The following is a 22,083-nucleotide window of genomic DNA, read 5'->3' as shown; positions in this document are numbered from 1 at the left end:
CCTGACTGTAAAAGTTTTTCGGTTAAAATTTTCCATTGTTATTTTTCCAGTTTTCCTTTGCCGGAATTTCTTCTATGGTATCCCAATGTTCGACAATTTTTCCGTTTTCAATGCGGAATAAATCATAAAAAGAGGTGTGCTTTCCGCCAAATTTACCTTCGCTTGCAGTGAGTACGAAATTACCTTCTCCCAATACTAAATGGATGGTGTCATATTGCATCGTAATACCCTGAGAAGCCATATATTCCAAAGCTTTCCCCAGGCCAGACAGACCATCACCTATTTGTGGATTGTGTTGGGTATAGTTTTCACCATCAATATAATGGGTTAACTTGTCCATTTTTCCGTTGACCAGAATATCCTCTACAAAGCTTCGTGCCAATACTTTGTTAGCCTCCGTTTTGTCTGGGTCTGTAATCGTTGTTGTACCGTCTGTCATGGTATGACCGCTTGGATTTGGGCCGGATGTCTCCTGAAGGTTATCCCAATGTTCCACTGCTTTTCCTTCTTCGAAACGGAAAATATCAAATCCTATTTTGGGGCCGAAAAAGTTGTAATCTACATGACAGAAGGCATAGTCACCATCCTCAAAAGCCCTTATGATATTTACCTTGGTAGAGCCTTTTGGAAGCTGCGAAAACAGGGCTTCTAAGCCTGCATGTCCTTCGCCAATATTCAGATTGTGTTGTATGTACTTCTCTTCATTGATATGATCAAGAGGTACCCGTGTTTCAATACCATTTAAGAGTTCGATTGCTTTTTGTTTGTTTTTCATTTTTTATGTTTTTTAATTAAGAATTGAAGATACAAAAAGATAGAACTAAGTAGAGATAAAATAATCAGAAGTTTAAAGACCTGATTTTCAACCTCAATATTCTGCAGATTGGAGAAGAGTGGAAATGCTATGACAATATCTACATCGTTCCTAAACAAAAAAAACAGCACCCAATCAGGTGCTGCATGATATTTTTAAATTCTTCAATTTTTCAATAAAAACAGATCTTACAATTCTTCACAGTTTTTTTTCAGCTTCATGAAAATCTTATCAAAATCTTTGTAAACGGTTCCTTCATCTTCACGCTTTTGTCTGAAACTACTGTTGGCACAGTTGTGAAAACTAAGGCCGATCAGATCAATCAAGGCGTAATCTTCTTTTTGAGGATCATTCATTTTTAGATCAAATCTGGCCATCACGCCTTTAGGGTCTGCGTTGTTTTTGCTTTTTAATTCCGTAAAGTTTTTCCAGGCCTCAAACATTTTTTCCCGATCCGGAGAAGATATAGCATCTATAGGCTCTTTACAGGTATTATAAAATTTACTGTTTTTGAGGGTCGAAGGATCAGAAAAAGCCATAATCTCTTCCTTGTTTAATTCATACTCATTTTCAAAAGTCTGAATAGCATTCTCATACAGGTTTTTCCAAACCGGTAAATCGATCACTTTAAGACTATAAAGTTCTTCTTTTTTTTCCTGATATTGTTTTTCGAGGTTTTCTAAGTGAGCCTCTTTATTTTTGCGAACCTCTTCAAGGCTGGAAAGCTTAAAAATAGGATTCGTATCAAAATGAACCCCATTGAATTTATATAGCAGTTTATTAACGCCGTCTATTTCTTCTTTTTCATATTTGGCAGCATCAAAATATCCTTTGTTGTCACAATTGAATGTCTGATAACTGTAAGCGGTAAGATTACTTACTTTTGAGGGCTTTTTTTGTCCCAAAACAATAACCGATAGGGCTGAACAAAGCCCGATCATCATTTTTTTCATGTACATAGTTGTTGAAGAATCTGAATTTTCTGAATTTCGCTTCAAAATTAAGGCTTTAAATTTGAAAATTAAAGAATTAGGGCAATTTTATGCAGTAATTTTTCTGATTTAATAAGATTTTAATTTTTTGTATAATAATTTACTATTCTGGCTCATGATGATAAACTTTTCTGTATCAGACATATTGAGTTTTTACGCGTAAAGGTCTATAAGTTTAATATCATATTATTCCTGATTTTATGGGTATTTTCCTCTGTTTTTAATTTTGTTTTTTATATTTTGCATACCACATCAAAAAATCCTTAGGCTTCTAAAGCTGATAGGAAAAAACAATAGAATTTTAGAACAAAATATTAATAATGTACAACAATTTTGAACAGCTGTTTTATCGTGGAGAACTGGAACAGTGTATTGCACAGGGTGAAAACTACTTATTATCCCATCCTGACCATGAAGACGTTTTATTTTTAATGGCAGTGGCACATCATGACAGGGTGTATGATGAAGGACATGAAGAAGTCTACAATGCTATCTGTGACAAAGTAATTCCGTATCTGCGCAGAATTTTAAAACTAAATCCGAACAACCTTAAAGCCCTTTATAATATTCTGGATTATCCTTTAAGCAACGAATATACATTGATGCAGATAGGCAGGATGAAAAAACATATCACAGAAGAAAACAAGGTAGAATTTATAACATATGCAGAACGTTTACTGGATCATATTGAATACGAAGCCTATGGCTATGATTTTTTGGTAAAAATATATGAATCTTTGGGCGAAAATGAGGCCCTTTTAAACAGCCTTGAAGGCGGAATATATTATTTTCAAAGAGCATTTGCAGACAACCGGGAGCTGAGGGATAAAAATACCTCCTTGTTCTGGATCAAAAAGATATATCTGCTGGATCGCGAAAAAATGATCCCCGGAGAAAAATTAATAACTCTTATTGAAGAGGGACAATCTACGTTTGTAAGCAGAGATGACAATGATTTTATTAACCTTGCAGATATTGCCTATGAAAATAATGCTCCGGATCTTTCAGTGAAGATGATGCTGAAAGCCATCAAAGGGACTAACAGTGCTTTGTATATACAGGAAAAGCTGGTAGAGTGGCATCAGCGTTTTGCAGAATTGATTCAAAACGGATATGATTATCCTGATGTTTTCTACTACCAGCTGATCATTGAAAGAAATTATGCTGACCTGATGAATATCTCTGAACACTTTTATTATGAGCATGCTCTTGAAGTGATTACTATACATTCGGAACTTTTTTCAGGTTACTACTTTGCCGGGACTTATCTCTATGAAGAAGAGAGTTACGCTGAGGCAATTCCCCTGCTACAAAAAGCCGTAGCCTTATCATCAAACGCAACGGCATGGAGACGGAAAGCAGAATCAGAATATCACCTTTATAAAGTGATACCGGCTGAAATTCCTGTATTTTCGGATTTGCCCGGAGACATCTATAATGAAGGAGTTTATCTGAATGAGTTTATAGAAAATATACAAGATGAAAATGATACGTTACTGTGGACTGAAGTTAGCCGGATAGTGTATGAGCAGGCTTACAAAGCATTCCGAAGATATTATAAACAGGGCCAGTTTGATAGCGATTATTACAGTGACCTGCATACCAGGGCGATGTGCTGTAATAATTTAGCCATTAAATATTCTTTGCAGGGTGATCATTATACTTCTGCCGCCAAAGCCTCTGAAGGGCTTACATATTCCGAGTTCAGGGAACTTCATTTTGTATTGCTGGATGCATTGTTAGAGGGTGAAGACGATGAAGAGGCTGAGGCAGCGCTGAACAGATATTTTAATCTCTATGATGAAGAGGACGATCGTTATTTTTATAAAAATTTATACTATAAAGCACGCCAGATTGAAGTTCATTGCCTGCTGGGATGTGATAATGTTTACAGGAATGCTGAAGAAACCCTTACTTACTTCTATCAGTACAGTATGGAACATCCGGAGATCAGTGATTATGATTACAGGGATCTGGAAGCAGGTAAGAATATTTTGGAGGAAATAATGGATCAGCGTCTGGATAACGAAGATTATATAACCAGACAATCTTATTATGAAAAAGTTGCCGAACGTTTTCCCCGGGAACCTCATCCACAATATATTCTGATGCAGCTCTATAATGAACGCGAAGATTACAGAAAAGTAGCCATCACAGCTCATAAGTATCTGGAAAGCAAAAAAGATTTTATGCTGGACAGTTTCGACAGGGCGAAAACAATTTATATGATGGTAAAGAGCAATTATTTTCATGGAGCATACCCGGAAGCTGCGTCCGCATTTGGTAATCATGATACTTTCAATGCGGAAATCATGGACACTGAAGATTATGTACTTTGGCTCAGCTATGGAGTCAGAATTTACAGTAAACTGGATCATAAAGATCAGACTTTATCACTTGCTGAAAGGTTTTTTACGATCTATAATAATGAAGAGTGGGGATATGACAAATTAATGGAAGGAGTAGAGCTGGCAAAGGCAGCTGTTCTGTACAAGTCTGGTAATCTTAAGGAAGCACATGCGATATTGGATCATGTGTGTTCTTTTCCAGACTATGATTCTATTGCTGATGAATACAGAGCATCATGGAAAAAACCGGGACTGTTTTCTAAATTTGGGCTTTAACTGTCTATCACTATGATACTCCATGATATTGGGTACACTGTATTTATGGATATCATATAGATTCGGAAATCAAACAATACGATCCGCATTATCCGGAAGAATGGAATTATGAGAGATTCCGGAGATGTTTAAAAAAAAGCCGGCAAAAGCCGGCTTTTATATCAAATTCTATTAATTGATAAATGGGTTTGACCATTTTTTATCCTTATAAACATTTTTTCCGGTAAGAGTTTTCATAAAGGCAATAACCGCCTTTTTTTCCTCCGGTGTAGCATTTAAACCTCTTAAACGGAGGTTATTATCCAGTTTGTTGTTTCTGGGGTCTTGTGGAATATTGTTATAGTGATCTATTACCTGCTCTAACGTAGAAAATACAGCAGAATGCATCATAGGAGCATGAGGTTGTCCATTGGAATTAACCAGATCCCGCATTGAAGGAGAATTGGTCACAGTAAGATCTATGTCAGTACTCCCTATTTTATCAATTACGCCATTATTACCACTCAGGGCACTCATCCCAAATTCCGAAGCCAGGTGGCAGCTTGCACAGCCAAAACCTCCTCCTGCACGGGTTCCCCGTACAGCAACAGGAAATTCCAGGAATAGTTTTTTTCCAAGGTTTTCTTCGGCGGTAAAGTTAGGGAAATCAAGAAAATCAGATCCACTCATAGTTCTTCCTTCGTCATACTTTGAGTCAAAAGAGATGATACTGCTGACAAATTGGGCTAATGCTTTCTGCATTTTTTCTTCGGTAATCTCCGGGCTGCCATAGGCTCTTGTGAAAAGGTCTTTATAATACTCCAGGCCCTGAAGTTTTGTAATAAGATTATCAAATGATGGGGCTCCGTTCTTACCACTATAGCCCATTTCTACATGGTCTTTTATCGGAATGGTTGTCTGGGTATCCAGGGAGGCTGCCCGTTTATCCCAGAATAATCTGGCTTCTTCTGCAAATCTCACATTGATCAGCCTCATAGAATGTCTGCCCGTTGTTCCATTTACCCCCTGACTGGCAACATTATTATCTCCAAATGCCAATTCCTGTTTATGGCAGCTGGAACATGATACGGTATTGTTGCTGGAGAGCTTCTTATCATAAAATAAAACCCTTCCTAATGTAGCTCCTTCATTGGTGATACGATTAATGAACGGAATGTTGTTCCTGAATATATACATGGGAATATTTTGGTTGGCATAATTGGGTAAATTGTTGAAATCTATATTATCACCAAAATAAGCAGATAGCGATGAGACATTTCTGGACATGGATAAAGCTGATATTTGTGCATTGGGTTCAGCAATAGGTTCCAGTGTCATACTATCATTGGAGCATGCATACATTAGACTAAGCAAGGCGATTGCCGGTAAGAATAATAATTTTTTCACTTTCATTTTTTGTTTTTTTAAGTTAATGGATTGTTTTAGTTCAATATTTGTGTTAGTATTTGAGTAAGTAATCTGGCGGTTTCTTCCGGATGTTGCATCGGGAAAAAATGATTGCCCTTTATCGGAAACCATTCTGTATTGCCTGAAGTATGAAGTTTCCAGTTTTCATAATAGGATAAGGTAGGGTATAGTTCGTCACTTTCGCCCATGATAACGGCTATAGTATTGGATACAGATATTTTTGACCAATTATCAGTCTGATATTTTTCCAATATTTCTACATCTTTTTCCATAATCTCCATTCTTTTCTTATAAATTTTTTGAAAAAGAGGAGCCTCTTTGTTCTGCTCATACTTGATAGGTAAAAGATCAGATAATAATTTGTTTTTAGCCTTTTCGGACAGGGTATGAGGTGATGACTGGTGGGTAGGTGCTTTCATTCCTGAAACCAATAATCCAACCGTATTGAACTGATATTTATTTAATTTGGAAGAAACCAATAGGGCTAAAATAGCACCCATACTGTGCCCCCAGATTAAAATAGGTCTTTGCGGAAATACCAGACTGTCTTTTATATGTGCATAAAGGTCCTCCACTGCCTCATCCAGAGAGGAGAGGAGTGGTTCTTTGTGTCTAAGACCTCTTCCCGGAAGTTCCAGGCATTTAATCTCCAACCCCTCCATGCTGATCAGGCTTCTAATATTTGAAAATGACATTGATGATCCACCTGCATAAGGAATACAGAATAAAATAGGCGTATTCATGCTTAAGAAGAGATTTTACTTTTATCAACAGACATCACTGTGATTTTGCCTTTTGCACAGATAGAGCCTTCTACCGATGCTTTGACGTTCACAGAGCTGGCGGATCCCTTTTTCCAATCTATGCTGACCTCCAGTTCCAGTAAGTTTCCTGGAAGTACAGATTGTAAAAAGCTGATTTGAACGCTTCCCAATACTCCCATTGAAGTTGCTTCTGAAGTTGGAATTTCACTGCCAGCTTGCCAATCCAGACTATCCAGGACCGTCATTAATGAAGAGGTCTGAGCAAGAGCTTCGGTAATGAGGACGCCGGGCATGATGGGAAAATCAGGAAAATGTCCTGAAAAATAAGGTTCTCCCATAGATACAGCTTTGACGGCTTTTAGTCTTTCCCCTTTTACATATTCGGTGACTTTGTCTATGAGTAAAAAAGGGTATCGGTATTTTACTATTTGGGAGATTTGATAGGATTCTAAAATGGCTTTCATACTATATACTGTTTTTTTCTATAATGGTGTAGATTACTGTTCCGGACGGATCTGCTGACAGGACAAGGATGTTTTTTTTGTCTGTTCTGTGAGAGTTTTGGCCGTTAAATACTGAAATGGCATAAGCAATACCTAGCATTCCTCCGGCATTATCCAGATCACCGAATTTATCTTCAGGATACAATACTGTCACAGGAAAATTCTTTTCTTTAAATAAGTTTTCGAATATATTGGTATGTATTGTGGAAGTTCCGCCGGAGACAATGATCGTATCTGTATTGTACAGTCTTATGACCGGGAATAACATTTCATACAAATAGGTTTCAAAAGGAATTGCATCATGGGTATAGGTTTCAGAATGCAGCATTGTAATTCGGGCTAAAGGCTTCCTGTTGTCCTTTTCTAAAGATTCCTGACGTTCCAGAATCATGGAGATTCCCAGTTCCGGAGATTTATTTCTCTGGGTTTTTTGTATTGCTTTCTGATAGGAATTCCGTACCTCCGTAGAAGCCGTTACTCCGTAATCTATCATTCCCTGTTTCAAATGAAGATAAGCAATATCCAATGCCTGGAGACTTCCCGCCATTCCTGCGCATACACTGAAGTTAGGTCCTTTTATTCCGGTTTGTATAGCCATCTGGCTGGCTGCTGCATTAGCGATTGTGCTGGGTGCTTTCATAGGGCTTACTCTGTCCGGTCCCTGATTTTTAGCTGTTAAATCGAAAATAAAACAGTCCTCAAGGTTAGATAGTTCCGTTCCATCATAGAGCCCAATCCTCTCCGGATTGTTTTGTATATACTTACCTAAATCCCGGTTATGAATAGACTGGAATGCGGCATTACAGTAAATTAATGTGGCTTTATTCAGAAAACGCTGCCCTTTGGGTTTTAAAAATTTCTGAGGATCATGATCTTCAATGATAGAAGAAGGTAGGGGCAGATTTCCCCAATTGTTCAGGTATTCATCTATTTCTGTTCCATACGGACTGTTAAAGCCAATAGCAGAAATTACAATATCGGTTTTTGAATTAATTTGTATCATATTTGCTGAATATTACACTACAGATGTTACCGCCAAAGGCAAAAGAATTACTTAGAACGTGTTCTACATGATGTTCTATTTCCTTGGATGGCTGTATCTGGAAGTTGATATTAAAAGATTCGTCAATTCTTTCTGTGTTTCTGTTTTTCGGAATTTGCTGATGATATAATGATAAAACTGAGCTTACAGCCTCAAGAGCACTTGCTGCCCCCATACAATGTCCCAGCATTGATTTTATTCCATTCACATATAAAGTGTTTATTCCTTCTCCAAAGACATTACTCATTGCTTTTATCTCATGAGCATCATTTGCTTTTGTTCCGGTTCCGTGAGCACTTACATAGGTGATGTTTTTTCTGTCAATATTACCTGAAACAAGAGCATTAGACATGGATAATGTAGCTCCTGAGCCTTCCGGATCCGGGGCTGTGGGATCATATGCATCACAAGCCAGTCCATATCCCTTTATTTCTCCATAAATCCTTGCTCCTCTGGCCAACGCATGTTCCAATTCTTCAAGAATTAAAACAGCAGCGCCTTCTCCTACAATCATTCCTGTTCTATCCTGATCGAAAGGTTTGCAATCATTTTTTGACATTGCACCTAACCGGTAAAATACAGTATAACATGACCTTGTAAAAGGATCTGCACCTCCTGCAATAATAAGGGGAGATCTACCTTCCTGAATCATAGAATAGGCTGTTCCTATAGCGTAATTCCCGGCTGCACAGGCGGTAGGGATAACCATATTGGGACCTCCCAGATGATAATATTTTGCAATACCAGCACTTAACTCTACAGGTCTGAATCTATTCAGGGTTTCATTGGCCTCAGGATTGAGCTCTTCATGCTCCATACCAAGATCCCATTCGTCAACGATACGTTCTACAATATCCTGATTGCCATTCGTTGTTCCCAGGATAATTCCATAGTTGTTTTTTTGAGTAAACTTATTTTCCAGCCCTGCATCTTTTAATCCCATATCTACAGCAGCGGCAGCATAAGTAACAGCTTTTCCATATGGGCGGAAATGCTCAATGACGTTTATATTGTGATATTCTTTTTCAAGATGCACTTCTGCAGCTCTTGTTACCCCTTTATAATTTGAGGAATCCAGTTTGGTAAGATCACTGACTCCGGTATCTCCATTGAGTATTTTTTTCCAGAAATCATCTTTCTCACAAGCTAGCGGGCTTACGACTCCCATTCCTGTAATAACAACTCTTTTCATATTGGTTTTGTGTTTATTTATAAGGTTAATCCACCATCAATAACGAATGTCTGACCGGTCACATAATTGCTTTTTTCAGAACAGAGAAAAGTGACCATGTCGGCAACTTCCTGTGGCATTCCCATTCTTTTCATGGGGATCATCTGGTCTATTTTTTTCTTATCCTGTTCATTCATTTGGGCAACCATTTCAGTATCTATAAATCCGGGAGCCACTGCATTCACCTGCATATTAAACTTGGCAAATTCTAAGGCGAGTGTTTTGGTGAGTGAGATAATGGCTGCTTTGGATGCACCATAATTGGCCTGTCCTACAGCACCACGCACACCGGAAACAGATGAAATATTGATTATTTTTGAATTTTTCTTTCGGATAAATGATTTTATAACCGCTTTGGAAAGAAAATAAGTTCCATTTAAGTTGGTATTGATCACGTCTCTCCACATAGCATGGGTCATGCTGAAAAATGGGGCATCTGCAGTAATTCCTGCATTATTGATGAGCCCATATAAAGGTCCTAATGAGGATTTTTCAATAGTTTCTATTAATAATTTTGACTGTTCCTCATCTTGGATATCAGCATGGTATAATGCGATCTTATCAGGAAACTCAACAGAAAGTTCCTGTAAGTATTTTTCTGCAATTTCCCGGCCTTGATTATAGGTAAATGAAACGGATGCTCCTGAAAAAAGTAATTGCTGAACAATAGCTTTTCCAATTCCCCGTCCACCACCGGTCACCAGGAAATGTCTGCCATCTAAGTTAATATGCATACCAAAAATTTAATATTAATTAATAAGTGTTAGAATAGTTTTGTGAAAGACTGATATTTAATCATAATCTTTATCCATGACATTGTCTATATCACCTTCATTAGTGGATTTCTTTTTAAAATACTCGACAGCATCTTCAACATCTTTTTCAAAACCATTTGCTTTCCATACTTCTATATTCTCATGGGTACAGATTCCTATTTCTACGAAATACCTCATCATAGGGGCCATAATCTTTGAATTGATTTTTTTTCTGTTTTCAGTATTCAGAACAGTTGGGATAAGCTCTTTATAGTTTTTAAAGGCTTTATCTTTAAAACCAACTCTGGCATATACCATTATACTGGATATGGACATGTCGAGCATACTTCTTAGCATGGGAGCTGTAATCTCCCTGGCTTCATTTAAAAAATCAGGAACAACATCTATAAATTCCCGGATCATATTTTTTCCCCATTCTATATGTCTCGCTTCCTCTTTATGGTGTTCTACCGCTACTGCCCGGGAAAGTTTGGAAATTTCTTTGCTGTTACAGTCTTCCATGGCATTGTTTTCTGCCAGCCATTCTATTAAAATAGTAAGGTAGATGGCTTTAAGCGGAAATTCAGACATGGAGGCATTATGGCTGTATATTTCCCGTAAGTTTAAAGGAACAGGGAAGGGGGCAATATTAAAATAATTCATTGCTTTTCGGAATACCATGGCATGTACGATTTCTTCTTTGCAGAAATGATGTATATATTTTACCACCTCCGGAAATCTTTTCAGAGAACCATGATTTACAATTTTCATATAATATTCCGAGACCAGGTTTTCAAATACAATAAACGTATACCACCAGGCTCCGGTTTCATATACAGACAGAAGCCTTCTTTCTTCCTCTGATGCAAGATCATAATACGGAGTTCCATAGATGGAAATATTTTCTCTCTTCTTGAGCCATACATTATCTATGGGTTCATCCCAGGGGTGATCCAGAAGCAGGCTCATTTGCTTTTTTTCAGATGCTTTATTAAGCTTCTCCAGCAGATCTGAAAATCTTGGGCTGAGTGTTTTTTTCTTTAACGGATTCATATTTTTGTGTTTTTACTCAATAATTTACCTTGCGTAAAGCCAAAACACATTGCAGTCTCATAACCCGGACCTCCAGCCCAGGTACTGACTAATTTAATTTTGTCATTGGGAAAGTCACTAAGCAGGCTTAAGTTGGTTCTGGGGAGCATCTTATAGGCAAAAGCAGAACCTTTGGTGGCAAGAGTAAATTTGTAATTTGTTTTTGGTGTTGATGATTCTGTATAGATCAGTTTTCCTTCAAGTTTTGGAAATGTCTTAAGGGCTCTTTTTATAAACTTATCCTGAATTTTTTGTTTTCGGGCAGTATATTCTTCCTCAGAAAGATGAAACCATCTGTCTCCATGATCCAGCATGACAAGCTGGATGACATAGCCGCCGGCAGGATCAAATCTATGATAATTGCTTATACTCAGGGTAAAAAGATCATAATATCTGTCGTTTTCAAAGTCTTCCTTCGTAAAGTTGTCTCCTGAGTCTGAAACCAAAAGATATTCGGGAGAAAATATGCCGATTTCTTCCGGAGGAACTGAGATTACAATGTATACGCAAAAGTGTCCCCATCCGACCTCAAAATTATTAATAACGCTTTGGAAACGGTCTGTATATTCCTGTTTCTTCAGCATTTTCAGTACATCTTCCGGAGGACAGGTTGCAATTACATTCTTGGCCCTGATCATATTTTTTCGGGTTTTGACGAGCATATGTTCATCATGGTCTTCCATCTCATAGACCGGATTCTTTTTTAACAGGATCCCCCCGCGATTGATAAATTCTTTGAGTAATACATTCGAGAGGTGTTGTCCTGTTCCTTTTACATAAGCCTGGCCTCCATAAAACATAGCATACAGGCAATGAAGAAAATAAAAAGCATTCACTTCATTGGAAATAGACCCCGAATAGATGGCGATAGGGCTGAGTACTTCAATGATATCATTTCCTTTAAATATTGTTTCAAAATATTCCCGTGCTGTAATTTTGGAGAGGCCTCTGCTTTCTCTTAAGATATCTTTGTTGATGGTATACTCATTCATCAGTCTTCTGAAAAACATATAATGCTGATATCCATGGGTTTCTATATCCTTAAATAGCTGTTCTATTCCGGTGGTTTCATCCGGAAAGTACATTCTCAGAGTCTCTTTAATTTCGTTCGGTTCCGAGGGAATTCTGATAAAGTTGCCTCTATAAACGACGGTTCCGATTTCTTCATGCAGATGAAACTCTTCCAGTAAAGAATGGAGTTCCAACCTTTTCAGAGTATTCCAGAGGTTTCCTACATGTTCTCTGAGTCCGCTTACTTTATGCTGACTACAGTCAAAAATGAATTTTCTCTTGTTTCTGTAAAAATTGGTAGCATATCCGCCTACTTTATGATGTGCTTCGCTAATGACGACAGAGCGTCCCTCTGTGGCAGCTGTTAAGCCATACATTAACCCACAGAGACCGGCTCCAATCACCAAATCATCGACATTAATATTGTCAATCATGTTTTGTGTTGGTTTGTTACAATAAGTTGATTTTGATAATTTGTCTCATTCCCTACCTGTTCATTTTTTGAACAAAATATGAATGAATAGTCAAGATTTTAGCTTGCTAGTTCTTCTTCCAAAACTTTAACAATATCTTTTGGGGTCGTCATATTAGCTAAAAGCTCTTCATCAAGGCTGACCTGAAAATTTCTTTCCAGTTCTACCAAAACTTCCAGCCCCATGAGAGAGGTCATTCCCATATCGTGTAACAGGTTGGTATCCGGCTGAATCTCCTTTGGATTACACTCCGTAATATCACCTAAAATCTCGTACACTTTTTCGAATAATTTTTCTTGTTTTTCCATAATTTATATTTTAATTTATTATAATGAGCGCTTTACTATAGTATAAAAGCAACTGATTAGTATAAGGGTTATACTAATGCTGAGGGTACAATTATAAGTTTGGCCGTATTTACCTTTTTATGGTCATCCAAATATTTATAATATGATGATAAAAGAGGGGAGAGGCTGATGTATTGTTTGATGAAAACATACTATCCTCACACCTGTCATATATGTATTTTCTGATAAGAATAAAAGGATAATTACAGACTAAAACTATTTTAAAATGTTAATGTCCGTGTAGGAGTGGATAGAATCCATCTGTTTGGGAATCAGATAGGGGGAAATGTTTTTTTCGTATTTCATTATTTGTTGGTTTTGTTTGACAAATATACTATACTAAAAACAACTGACAAAGAAAATAAGTAACTTTATAGTGAAATATTAATTAAATAAATGAATGTTTTATTGCATTGACTTTTATTTAAGTTATGACCTTATTTGTGTTTATTTTTTTTAAAAATACCACCGTTTTTAAGTATATTTTTCTTTATAAATACAGAATGTATAATGTTGAAACAGGATGAATTGAGTACATTCTGCTTCATATTTTACTATAATAATATGTTTGTGGTTATTTGAAATCCGGATCGTTATAAGTACTCACCTCGATGAGGTTATGATCCGGATCACGGAAATAAGCAGATTGGATTTTTCCCATAGCCCCGGTTCTGTCTACAATACCTTCAATAATGGGTATCCCTTTTTGTTTAAGTTCTTCAAGAACTTCAAAAATATCTGTTCTGGCAATGAAGCAAAGATCTGCAGATCCACAGGTAGGATGCTCCGCCTTAGGCTCAAATTCTTTTCCTTTTTGATGCAGATTAATCTTTTGATTCCCAAAGGCCAGGGCTTTTCTGTTGTCCCCAAAGGTTACCACTTCAAATCCCATAATCTGGGTGTAGAACTCAACCGTTTTATCAATGTCTGCAACGGTTAATACGAGATGATCTATGTTTTTTATTTCCATAATTTCCTTTTTTTTAACATCTATGATATTATTTACAGATAGATCTTGTTTTTTAATTTTAAAATAATAGTTTTACATCAATTAAATAATTACATGAGCTGGACATTGCCCTATTTTTTTCTTATCCTTACCCTTATATTATTTGCAGGAATTTCTTATCTGGTGATGCGCCTTTTTAAAAGATGGACTCAAAAAAGTAAATATGCTTCTTCTTTAAATATTTTGGTATTTGTCAGTTCATTTCTTGTGATCCTGTTCATTACCTTCATTATTTTCCTTATAAATCTTAACCTTGGCCGATAAAGACTTTTTTTTTCTGAAAACTAAGTAGGCGATAAATAAATTGATAAATAGAGCCAGCCATACATTGATACCATAAAAAAGCTCATAATTATGATATTCTTCATTATAAAAAAGGTTTTTGATGATTCTGAAAGTAAGAGCCGTGGTAGTAACGGCATAACTTAAAATCATATAGTTTTGGTGGCTGATTATCTTTCCTTTTTTGATGGAGATAACCGCTGCTATGGTAAAATAAGCCCAAAGAATATCCTGCAGCAAAAATCCTGTAATCCCGATTAAACCTCCGTTAGAGAACAGACCCAGGACAAAACAGGCAGGAACATTGATGATAAGGATACTGTAAACATATATCTTACCGATGATTTTGTGGAGTTTTCTGTTCTCAGCCAGGAAGCGGTTGGAAAACTGCGTTAAGCCAGCCAAAAGACAAAGTGTAATGGAAAAGATATGAATATAAAAAAAAGTGAGCCAATATGGGTTTCCAACTACCTGCTGTTTAACCATAAGGAAACCCACATTTTTTTCAAAACTGGTGTACTGAGAAATTACTTTCAGCATGAGAATACTGAAAAGAAGTACTGAAAATAGAGCCAGAATTTTAAGAATGTTTATTCGTAACGTCTTTGTCATCAATAGTTGATCATTGTGCAGATTATTATAGAAAATGGTCAGAACAAGTATCTGTTAAAATCTCAAAGTATAGCCATTTACCTGAACCATAACAAACTTATATGCTATTTATTCACATGGATGATTTCAGGATCCATCCCATCCAGATTTCTTTTTGATCTCCCAAACAGCCCGATCTCCAGATCGTTGGGTGTATCATTCTCAAGTTCTGAAGGGTGTACGTAGGTATACATTCCATAGCCGTGTCCTGCAACAAGCCAACCCTCGGTTTCAGTAAGATAAATGGTATTGAAATCTCCTGCGGGTGTGCCTCCAAATACAGGTCCGTATTCTTTCATCAGCTTTATCGCTTCATCCTTTACATTACCTACATTGGCAATGTCATCAAAGATGATATAGGTACCATTTTTGAAAAGAACCCAGTCCTTAAATTGGGGGTTAATAGCAAGGGTTACATGCTCAATAATACTAAAGTTGTCCATGGTTTGTTTTAAAAATTGATTAGTTATAGATTACAAATGGTATAGGTAATTTTTGTTATAAAATACTTTTAATCCGTAAATGCTGGAGCAGCATAATCGTTTTAGCATCATTGATTTCTCCTGAGTCTACCATTTGGAGAGCTTTTTCAAATGGTAATTCCAATACTTCAATGTTTTCTCCCTCTTCTTCAAGACCTCCGCCATCAGCAATTTTCATTTCATTAGAATATTCAGCAATGAAGAAATAAAGAATTTCTGTTACAGAACCGGGAGACATATAAGCTTGAAATACCTTTTCAACTTTAGAAATTTTATATCCTGTTTCCTCTTCCGTCTCCCTTTTGATACAGTCTTCGGGATTGTCATTATCCAACAGACCGGCACAGGCTTCAATAAGCATTCCTGTTGAATTTCCGTTGATATAGGTAGGTAAACGAAATTGTCTTGTCAGAATAACAGTATGGGAAGATGTATCGTAAAGCAGAATGACGGCTCCATTTCCTCGGTCGTAAGCTTCTCTGCTCTGGGTTTCTATAGTTCCATCTTTTTTTAAAATGGTATAAGTCACTTTATTTAAAGTGTACCAGTTATCTGATAGGATTTCCGTTTTTAGAATAGTAATATTAGGATTTTGCATCGGGTATATCTTCTATGTTATAATAAATTTTAAGGCCTTTTTCTTTGGCAATTCTCACATCTTCATCAGCTCCTTTAGAAATTCCATGTATCCGGAGTACCGCATCACATTTTTCTAAAATACGGTGAGCCGCCGGATATTGTATTTCCTGCCATGCTTCATCGCCCATCTGAGTAGAGCCCGCAAGATTGATTAATGGTAATGCGATCCATTCTCCAATGATGGGGATATGTCCTTTTCTGAAAATAGGGAGTGCTGCAGCTTCAAGGTTATGAAGGTTCTGCTGAATCAATTCCGGATCATCATTTGTCCCGCTACGGTAGGGACCTGCAATAAGTATAAGCATATTTTTTTGCATAAAATAACGGAACTTACAAGGTAAAAAAAATAATGTAGATTAAGAGGGGTTATTTTTCTGTTTATTTATTTTCATGGTACTTAAAAATTCTGGAGTAACACCCAAATATGAGGCAATTTGTTTTTGAGTAACCCGCTGGGCTGCCAGGGGATATTTTTGGAGAAAACTGTCATATCGTTCCTCTGCTGAAAGGGAAAGGTTTTCAATAACACGCAGCTGCTCTCTTATATAGGCATTTTGCATCATAATTCTGAAGAATCTTTCAAACTTTGGGATTTTAAGGTACAACTCATCGAGACTGTCTTTTTGTAATTGCAAAATGACACTGTCTTCCAGGGCTTCAATGTTCAGCATGGCAGGTTGTTGGTTGATGAAACAGAACATATCGGTAATCCACCAATCAGAAACAGCAAACATAATGGTAGATTCTTTTCCTGCAGCATCCAGGTAGAATGCTCTAAGAATACCTGACTGAACAAAACTGATTTCTTTGCAGACCTGTTGCTGTTTTAAAATCAGTTCTTTTTTCTGAACCTTTTTCTCTTTTAATAAGGACATAAAATAGGAAATTTCCTGATCATTGAGTGAAATATGCCGGGATATATTTTTTAGAATTAAAAGGTCTTCCATGTAGAACGAGTAAAAATTTTTATTCCGTTATTTTATTTTTAATAAGTCTGCCAGGGCTTCTTTCAGATCCGGAAACTTAAATTGAAAACCTGTATTCTGGATTTTTTGTGATGAGGCCCTTGATCCTTCCAGTATAGCTGTAGCGAGTTCTCCAAATAAAAATTTTAAAACAAAAGCCGGAACGTTAGGCATCAATAAGGGCTTCTTGAGTACTTCAGCAATCTCTTTGGTCAGCTCACTATTGGTGATATGCTGAGGGGAAACGGCATTATAAGCGCCGTGAAGAGAGGGTTGTCTTAAAGCAAATTCATACATTGAACAGATATCTTCAATATGAATCCATGGCATGTACTGCCTTCCGCTTCCTAAAGGAGATCCTATACCGTATTGAATGGGAGGAACCATTTTTTTTAATGCTCCGTCTTTTTCAGAAAGTACAACAGCGGTGCGGATTTTCACCACTCTTTCTGCAAGGTTATGTTCCTTGAAATGGTCGGCTGCTCTTTCCCATAAAACAACCACTTCACTTAAAAAATCATTTCCCGGCTTATCCTCTTCGGTATAAATTTTTTCAGTGGTTTGAGTTCCATAGAAATTAATACCTGAAGCTGAAATAAAGGATTTAAGTTTAATCTCTTTCTTTTTTAAAGTATTCTGTAATAATGCCGCAGAATCCACTCTACTGGAAATCAATTCTTTTTTTCTTTCATCTGTCCAGCGTTTTTCTGAAATATTGGCACCCGCCAAATGAATGATATGGGAAACATTTTCCAACGAAGACTCATCTATTGTCTTATTTCTGACATCCCATTCATATTCATGATCATGTTTCTTTTTTCGGGTAAGGAACCTTACACTATATTCATTTTCTAATTTTTTTGCCAGTTCCCGGGCAATCATACCGCTAGCGCCTGTAATCAGAACAATTTCTTTCATATTCATATCGTTTTGGTGGTGAAGGAAGGATTATATCTGGTTTTTTACGATCAGTATAAAATCATCTTCCAAAAGCTTGTATCCGTAATCATAAATAAACTTGTATTCAGACCCGTTTTTATAGACTTTTATGTTGGTAAAATAATCGAAATCAAAACCTAAGCCATCGAGTTTGGATTTTGGAGCTTTTGTTTTACCATCGGTATTTATTTCTACCAGGATACGATAATTCTTACGAAGCTTGTTGTTCACATTTCGCATCAGATTAGTAGAATCTTTATTCTGTTTATTATTGTAGGCGTTCCGGCAGGCATCATTACAGAACTTTTTGTCAGACCTTCCGATGATCTTTTCGCCACATTCCAGGCAGTTCATGCTATTTATTTTGTGTGTTTTGTATGTCTTTTCTTTAACAATCTTATAAACCTGCCGTGGGAAGGATAGCTTCTGTTTCGTGTTATATTATTGAAGAATAATGCCACAATCAGCAGGATAATACACCCCGATAAAACAGGAGAGATAACGTACCAGTACCCTAATTCAGGTATTTTTCCGGTAGAGCTTACAGCAATAAGGGCCGTCGCGCCGCCAGGTGGGTGCAGTGTTTTGGTATACTGCATGATGACAATGGAAAAAGCTACGGCCAGCGGGGCAGAGAGCCAGATGATATCCGGAACAATTTTATACACTGTAACTCCCACAAGAGCTGATAAAACATGTCCGCCTATCAGATTTCTGGGTTGAGCCAAAGGACTCTGAATAGCTCCATAAATAAGAACACTGGAGGCCCCAAAGGAACCGATCAGGAATATATTCTCAGTCTCTGCCAAAGAATGAGACTGGATGAATGCAATAAGTCCAATCCCAAAAAAAGCACCCAAAAATGACCAGAAATGCTCTTTGTAATCAACCAGCGTTTCTTTATATATGACATACTTTGAGACTCTAAACGTTCTTTTTATGGTCTTCTTCATTTAGTCTTCTTTATTGTTTATAATTTGAATTAAATTTTCTACAAAAGCCTGGGTATAAAATCCATTTTTATCATAATCGGGATCTAAAATGGTGATCTCTATTCCAAAACATTCAGGATGATGAATCAATGGAATCAACATTTCTTGCAGATCATCATAGCTTATGCCATCTTCCATTCTGCTGTCTACTGCCGGCATGATCTCATCTTTCAAAACATCCACGTCAAAATGGATAAAGAAACCATCCAGCTTTTTTTCAGCTGTCATTTTCAAAAAAAACTCAGCCGTTTTTCTGAATCCGTTTTTCCGGAGATGGTCAAGATCATAATAATGAATGTTGGAACTGATGACCTGGCTGACATATTCCTCATCATCTGTCTCTGCATTGCCGCTACAAAAGATATTTTCTTGAAGGAAATAAGGCTTAAGCCCATCAATATTGGTTAGCTTTTCATGCCCAATTCCGGAAACTATAGCAAGGTCCATTCCTGCAACACCTCCGGTTTCTGATAATTGCGGAGGGATAAAATCGGTATGACCATCAAGATAAAAAAGCCCGAAGTTTCCCAGTTTTTTCAATGCAACAGCATTTCCAATCAGAATACTGCAATCTCCACCAAGAATGATATTGAACGTGCTTTTATCATAATTCTTCAGCATAAGGTCAGCCTGCTTTTTAGCATATTCAATAATAGCATCTGCATTTTTAACCCCTGATTCTTTATCGAAATCCATGGCATATTCCGGAGCTTCCAGTCTGAAAATATGTTGAGGACCAATTCTTTTATGAAAATCAAATTTTCTGAGCCAATCCGGAAGTTTTCTGACTCCGGGCTCAGTTTCATGCTCCTTTTTTGTAAGTCCTAAGTTGAGAGGAAACTCAAAAATATTGATATCCCTTTTCATAATGAATTTTGACAAAGGTACGGAATTATCCGTTTGTAAATGGATAGTAGTGAGAAAGGTAATCGTTTTCTTGAAGGAAACTGATTTAATCTTTTTCTGATTTTAACCTTGAACTGCCAGTACTTTATATTAGATTTTAATGGAAATGACTAAATTCACGTATTATTGAATTATATGCAATCATAAAGTAATATGTCAAATTAAATCAAAATAAAATTACCATGAAAAAACAACTTATTAAACCAGAATTTACTGAGAAGATGTTTGAAATGTTAGGAGGGATGTGGATTACCGGCTGCATAAAGACAGCCGCAGAACTGAATATTGCAGACCATCTGGAAGCTGGTCCTCAAACAATCTCTTCGTTGGCGAAAAAAACAGGTTCACAGGAAAAACAACTGTATCGGATTATGAGAGCCCTGAGTAGTGTTGGAATTTTTGAAGAGTTGGAAAATAAAACCTTTAGACTGAATGATTTTGGCGCCACTCTGTTAACTGGAGTTCCGGGGACTGTAAAAGATTTTGTATTGGCCAATTTGAGCGAGCATTTTCCCGGTTTTATGAAACTCACTTATTGTGCCCAAACCGGAAAGGTTCCTTTTGAACATGTTCATGGTATGAATCTCTGGGAGTATTATAAAGAATATCCGGAATTAGGAGCCAATTTTGGAAGAGGAATGACCGGGCTTTCCAATATGGAGCTCTCAGGAATTATCAAGACCTATGATTTTAGCCCATACAAAACGGTTGTAGATGTAGGAGGGGGAAACGGGATAATGATGTATGCAATCTTAAATGCCACTTCAGGGAGTTCCGGGATTATTTTTGATGAAGAGCATGTAATCGCAGATACAATTAGACTCATGCCCGAAAATATGAAAGAAAGGTGTTCTGTAGCTACTGGAAATTTCTTTGATAAAGTTCCGGCAGGTGCTGACCTATATACAATGAAGTGGATTATCCATGACTGGAATGATGATGAATGCATACAGATTTTAAAAAACTGTTGCGAAGCTATGCCTAAAGGAGCAAGACTCTTAATTATAGATGCTGTCATTCCCGATGATTCTCAAAATAAACCACATCCAGCCAAACTTCTTGATATTGTAATGATGGCTTGTATTACCGGTAGGGAAAGAACATTGAGTGAATTTAAAGAACTCATTGAAAAAGCAGGATTGCAATGTAATCAGCTTATTTCAATCGGGACAGAAGCAAAAAGTATTATTGAATGTGAAAAAGTATAGTTTATTCGACAACAAACGACTATAAGCGAATTTAAATAGTTTATAACCGACTGGCTTGTGGTGACATTACAATCTTTGCAACAGAGATTTGAGAAAGCAGTGAACGTCTCTTATCTAATTATTAATCTTTAAAAATATAAAGTTATGTCACTAAGAAACAAAGTAACACTAATTGGTTACACAGGTAAAGAAGTTGAAATGGTAAACTTTGACAATGGAAACGTAAAAGCCAGCGTATCTTTAGCTACCAGCGATCATTACACCAATGCTAAAGGTGAAAAGGTAGAAGAAACACAATGGCACAATCTGATTGCATTTGGGAAAGTAGCAGAAATTATGGAAAAATATGTTCCCAAAGGAAAAGAAATAGCTATTGAAGGAAAGCTTATGTACAGATCATATGACGACAAAGACGGCGTAAAGAGGTACATTACAGAAATTCGTGTAGATGAGATCCTTTTGTTAGGCGGTAAATAATTCTAAAAACACAAATGATGAAAGTAAAAGTTTTTAAAATTAGATTGCCTGAAGAATTTCTCTACAAAGATCAGAAAATGCTTGATGATTTTCTGGAAGTGAATGAAATTATAAAAGTGGAAACGGCTTTTGTAAATGATGAATGTTATTGGTCTGTTATATTGTATTTTGAAGCTTTGAAATTGACGAAAAATACAGTGAAAGAACCAAAAGTAGTGAAATACTCTGCAGAAAACGATTTTTTGAATACCGATGAAGAACAAATTCTCAATGCTCTGAAACTTTGGAGATCTGAGAAAGCCAGAGAACAGAATCTGCCTACTTACTTTATAGCAAGTAACAAAGAATTAATTTCTGTAGCCAAGTATAAACCCGCTAAAAAAGAGGAACTGCTGGAGATTAAAGGATTCGGGAAACATAAAATTGAAAATTATGGCGAAGAAATTCTGGAAATCCTTGAAAGTGTCTGATTTTTTAG

The 22,083-nt window shown here is 36.8% G+C and carries 25 protein-coding genes; 4 read left to right on the top strand and 21 right to left on the bottom strand.

Features of this window, described 5'->3' with window-relative positions; translation table 11 throughout:
• Window positions 1-22 precede the first annotated feature (22 nt).
• Complete coding sequence (locus DRF57_RS17385) at window positions 23-775, bottom strand: nuclear transport factor 2 family protein (RefSeq protein ID WP_115919869.1); 753 nt, start codon at window positions 773-775, stop codon at window positions 23-25.
• 227 nt (window positions 776-1,002) lie between these two features.
• Window positions 1,003-1,767 (bottom strand): hypothetical protein, encoded by a 765-nt coding sequence (locus DRF57_RS17380; RefSeq protein ID WP_047491265.1) that lies wholly within the window; start codon window positions 1,765-1,767, stop codon window positions 1,003-1,005.
• Window positions 1,768-2,126: 359 nt separating this feature from the next.
• Here DRF57_RS17380 and DRF57_RS17375 point away from each other — a divergent pair, with 359 nt between their 5' ends.
• Complete coding sequence (locus DRF57_RS17375; protein WP_115919867.1) at window positions 2,127-4,430, top strand: hypothetical protein; 2,304 nt, start codon at window positions 2,127-2,129, stop codon at window positions 4,428-4,430.
• A 171-nt stretch (window positions 4,431-4,601) separates the two neighbouring features.
• Here the strand turns inward: DRF57_RS17375 and DRF57_RS17370 are convergent, their stop codons facing one another.
• From DRF57_RS17370 to DRF57_RS17280, 19 genes are all read right to left on the bottom strand, one after another.
• Entirely contained in the window at window positions 4,602-5,822 is a 1,221-nt protein-coding gene (locus DRF57_RS17370) for a cytochrome-c peroxidase (protein WP_115919865.1), read from the bottom strand.
• 29 nt (window positions 5,823-5,851) lie between these two features.
• Window positions 5,852-6,580 (bottom strand): thioesterase II family protein, encoded by a 729-nt coding sequence (locus tag DRF57_RS17365; protein WP_115919863.1) that lies wholly within the window; start codon window positions 6,578-6,580, stop codon window positions 5,852-5,854.
• 2 nt (window positions 6,581-6,582) lie between these two features.
• Complete coding sequence (fabZ, locus tag DRF57_RS17360; protein WP_115919861.1) at window positions 6,583-7,065, bottom strand: 3-hydroxyacyl-ACP dehydratase FabZ; 483 nt, start codon at window positions 7,063-7,065, stop codon at window positions 6,583-6,585.
• Between the two features lies 1 nt (window position 7,066).
• On the bottom strand, window positions 7,067-8,107 hold the full coding sequence (locus tag DRF57_RS17355; protein WP_115919859.1) for a beta-ketoacyl synthase N-terminal-like domain-containing protein: 1,041 nt from the start codon (window positions 8,105-8,107) through the stop codon (window positions 7,067-7,069).
• Window positions 8,094-9,338 (bottom strand): beta-ketoacyl-[acyl-carrier-protein] synthase family protein, encoded by a 1,245-nt coding sequence (locus tag DRF57_RS17350; RefSeq protein WP_115919857.1) that lies wholly within the window; start codon window positions 9,336-9,338, stop codon window positions 8,094-8,096. The genes DRF57_RS17355 and DRF57_RS17350 overlap by 14 nt, the downstream gene beginning before the upstream one ends.
• Window positions 9,339-9,355: 17 nt before the next feature.
• Window positions 9,356-10,111, bottom strand: coding sequence for a 3-oxoacyl-ACP reductase FabG (fabG, locus tag DRF57_RS17345; protein WP_084083806.1), 756 nt, complete (start codon window positions 10,109-10,111; stop codon window positions 9,356-9,358).
• 57 nt (window positions 10,112-10,168) lie between these two features.
• A complete protein-coding gene (locus DRF57_RS17340) occupies window positions 10,169-11,185 on the bottom strand; it encodes a diiron oxygenase (RefSeq protein ID WP_115919855.1) in 1,017 nt (338 codons plus the stop codon).
• Entirely contained in the window at window positions 11,182-12,669 is a 1,488-nt protein-coding gene (locus DRF57_RS17335; protein WP_047491111.1) for a phytoene desaturase family protein, read from the bottom strand. The genes DRF57_RS17340 and DRF57_RS17335 overlap by 4 nt, the downstream gene beginning before the upstream one ends.
• A gap of 98 nt (window positions 12,670-12,767) precedes the next feature.
• Entirely contained in the window at window positions 12,768-13,016 is a 249-nt protein-coding gene (locus DRF57_RS17330) for an acyl carrier protein (protein WP_047491109.1), read from the bottom strand.
• A 613-nt stretch (window positions 13,017-13,629) separates the two neighbouring features.
• A complete protein-coding gene (locus DRF57_RS17325) occupies window positions 13,630-14,025 on the bottom strand; it encodes a VOC family protein (RefSeq protein WP_115919853.1) in 396 nt (131 codons plus the stop codon).
• 237 nt (window positions 14,026-14,262) lie between these two features.
• Window positions 14,263-14,958: a DUF2306 domain-containing protein gene (locus DRF57_RS17320; RefSeq protein WP_115919851.1), complete on the bottom strand. Its 696-nt coding sequence runs from the start codon at window positions 14,956-14,958 to the stop codon at window positions 14,263-14,265.
• Between the two features lie 104 nt (window positions 14,959-15,062).
• Window positions 15,063-15,440 carry a hypothetical protein gene (locus DRF57_RS17315; RefSeq protein WP_115919849.1) on the bottom strand — a complete coding sequence of 126 codons (378 nt, stop codon included), beginning with the start codon at window positions 15,438-15,440 and terminating at the stop codon, window positions 15,063-15,065.
• Window positions 15,441-15,495: 55 nt separating this feature from the next.
• On the bottom strand, window positions 15,496-16,077 hold the full coding sequence (nudK, locus tag DRF57_RS17310; RefSeq protein WP_115919847.1) for a GDP-mannose pyrophosphatase NudK: 582 nt from the start codon (window positions 16,075-16,077) through the stop codon (window positions 15,496-15,498).
• Entirely contained in the window at window positions 16,064-16,423 is a 360-nt protein-coding gene (locus DRF57_RS17305) for a hypothetical protein (protein WP_047491253.1), read from the bottom strand. The genes nudK and DRF57_RS17305 overlap by 14 nt, the downstream gene beginning before the upstream one ends.
• A gap of 51 nt (window positions 16,424-16,474) precedes the next feature.
• Window positions 16,475-17,065 (bottom strand): Crp/Fnr family transcriptional regulator, encoded by a 591-nt coding sequence (locus tag DRF57_RS17300; protein ID WP_047491085.1) that lies wholly within the window; start codon window positions 17,063-17,065, stop codon window positions 16,475-16,477.
• A gap of 27 nt (window positions 17,066-17,092) precedes the next feature.
• The gene (locus DRF57_RS17295) at window positions 17,093-18,001 is read right to left on the bottom strand and encodes a TIGR01777 family oxidoreductase (protein ID WP_115919845.1); all 909 of its coding nucleotides are present in this window, start codon (window positions 17,999-18,001) and stop codon (window positions 17,093-17,095) included.
• Window positions 18,002-18,031: 30 nt separating this feature from the next.
• Window positions 18,032-18,376, bottom strand: coding sequence for a hypothetical protein (locus DRF57_RS17290; protein WP_047491081.1), 345 nt, complete (start codon window positions 18,374-18,376; stop codon window positions 18,032-18,034).
• 5 nt (window positions 18,377-18,381) lie between these two features.
• Window positions 18,382-18,975 carry an HPP family protein gene (locus DRF57_RS17285; RefSeq protein ID WP_115919843.1) on the bottom strand — a complete coding sequence of 198 codons (594 nt, stop codon included), beginning with the start codon at window positions 18,973-18,975 and terminating at the stop codon, window positions 18,382-18,384.
• Window positions 18,976-19,881, bottom strand: a complete 906-nt coding sequence (locus tag DRF57_RS17280) for an arginase family protein (protein WP_115919841.1) — start codon at window positions 19,879-19,881, stop codon at window positions 18,976-18,978.
• Between the two features lie 221 nt (window positions 19,882-20,102).
• Here DRF57_RS17280 and DRF57_RS17275 point away from each other — a divergent pair, with 221 nt between their 5' ends.
• The 3 genes from DRF57_RS17275 to DRF57_RS17265 all read left to right on the top strand — a co-directional run bounded on the left by DRF57_RS17275 (window position 20,103) and on the right by DRF57_RS17265 (window position 22,075).
• The gene (locus DRF57_RS17275) at window positions 20,103-21,128 is read left to right on the top strand and encodes a methyltransferase (protein WP_115919839.1); all 1,026 of its coding nucleotides are present in this window, start codon (window positions 20,103-20,105) and stop codon (window positions 21,126-21,128) included.
• A gap of 144 nt (window positions 21,129-21,272) precedes the next feature.
• Window positions 21,273-21,605 carry a single-stranded DNA-binding protein gene (locus DRF57_RS17270; protein ID WP_047491066.1) on the top strand — a complete coding sequence of 111 codons (333 nt, stop codon included), beginning with the start codon at window positions 21,273-21,275 and terminating at the stop codon, window positions 21,603-21,605.
• Between the two features lie 14 nt (window positions 21,606-21,619).
• Complete coding sequence (locus DRF57_RS17265) at window positions 21,620-22,075, top strand: HRDC domain-containing protein (protein WP_228405957.1); 456 nt, start codon at window positions 21,620-21,622, stop codon at window positions 22,073-22,075.
• The last annotated feature ends 8 nt before the right edge of the window (window positions 22,076-22,083 follow it).

Origin of the sequence: Chryseobacterium rhizosphaerae (assembly GCF_003385455.1) — a bacterium.
GTDB classification, from domain to species: domain Bacteria; phylum Bacteroidota; class Bacteroidia; order Flavobacteriales; family Weeksellaceae; genus Chryseobacterium; species Chryseobacterium rhizosphaerae.
This window is presented reverse-complemented; position numbering and strand designations above follow the sequence as displayed.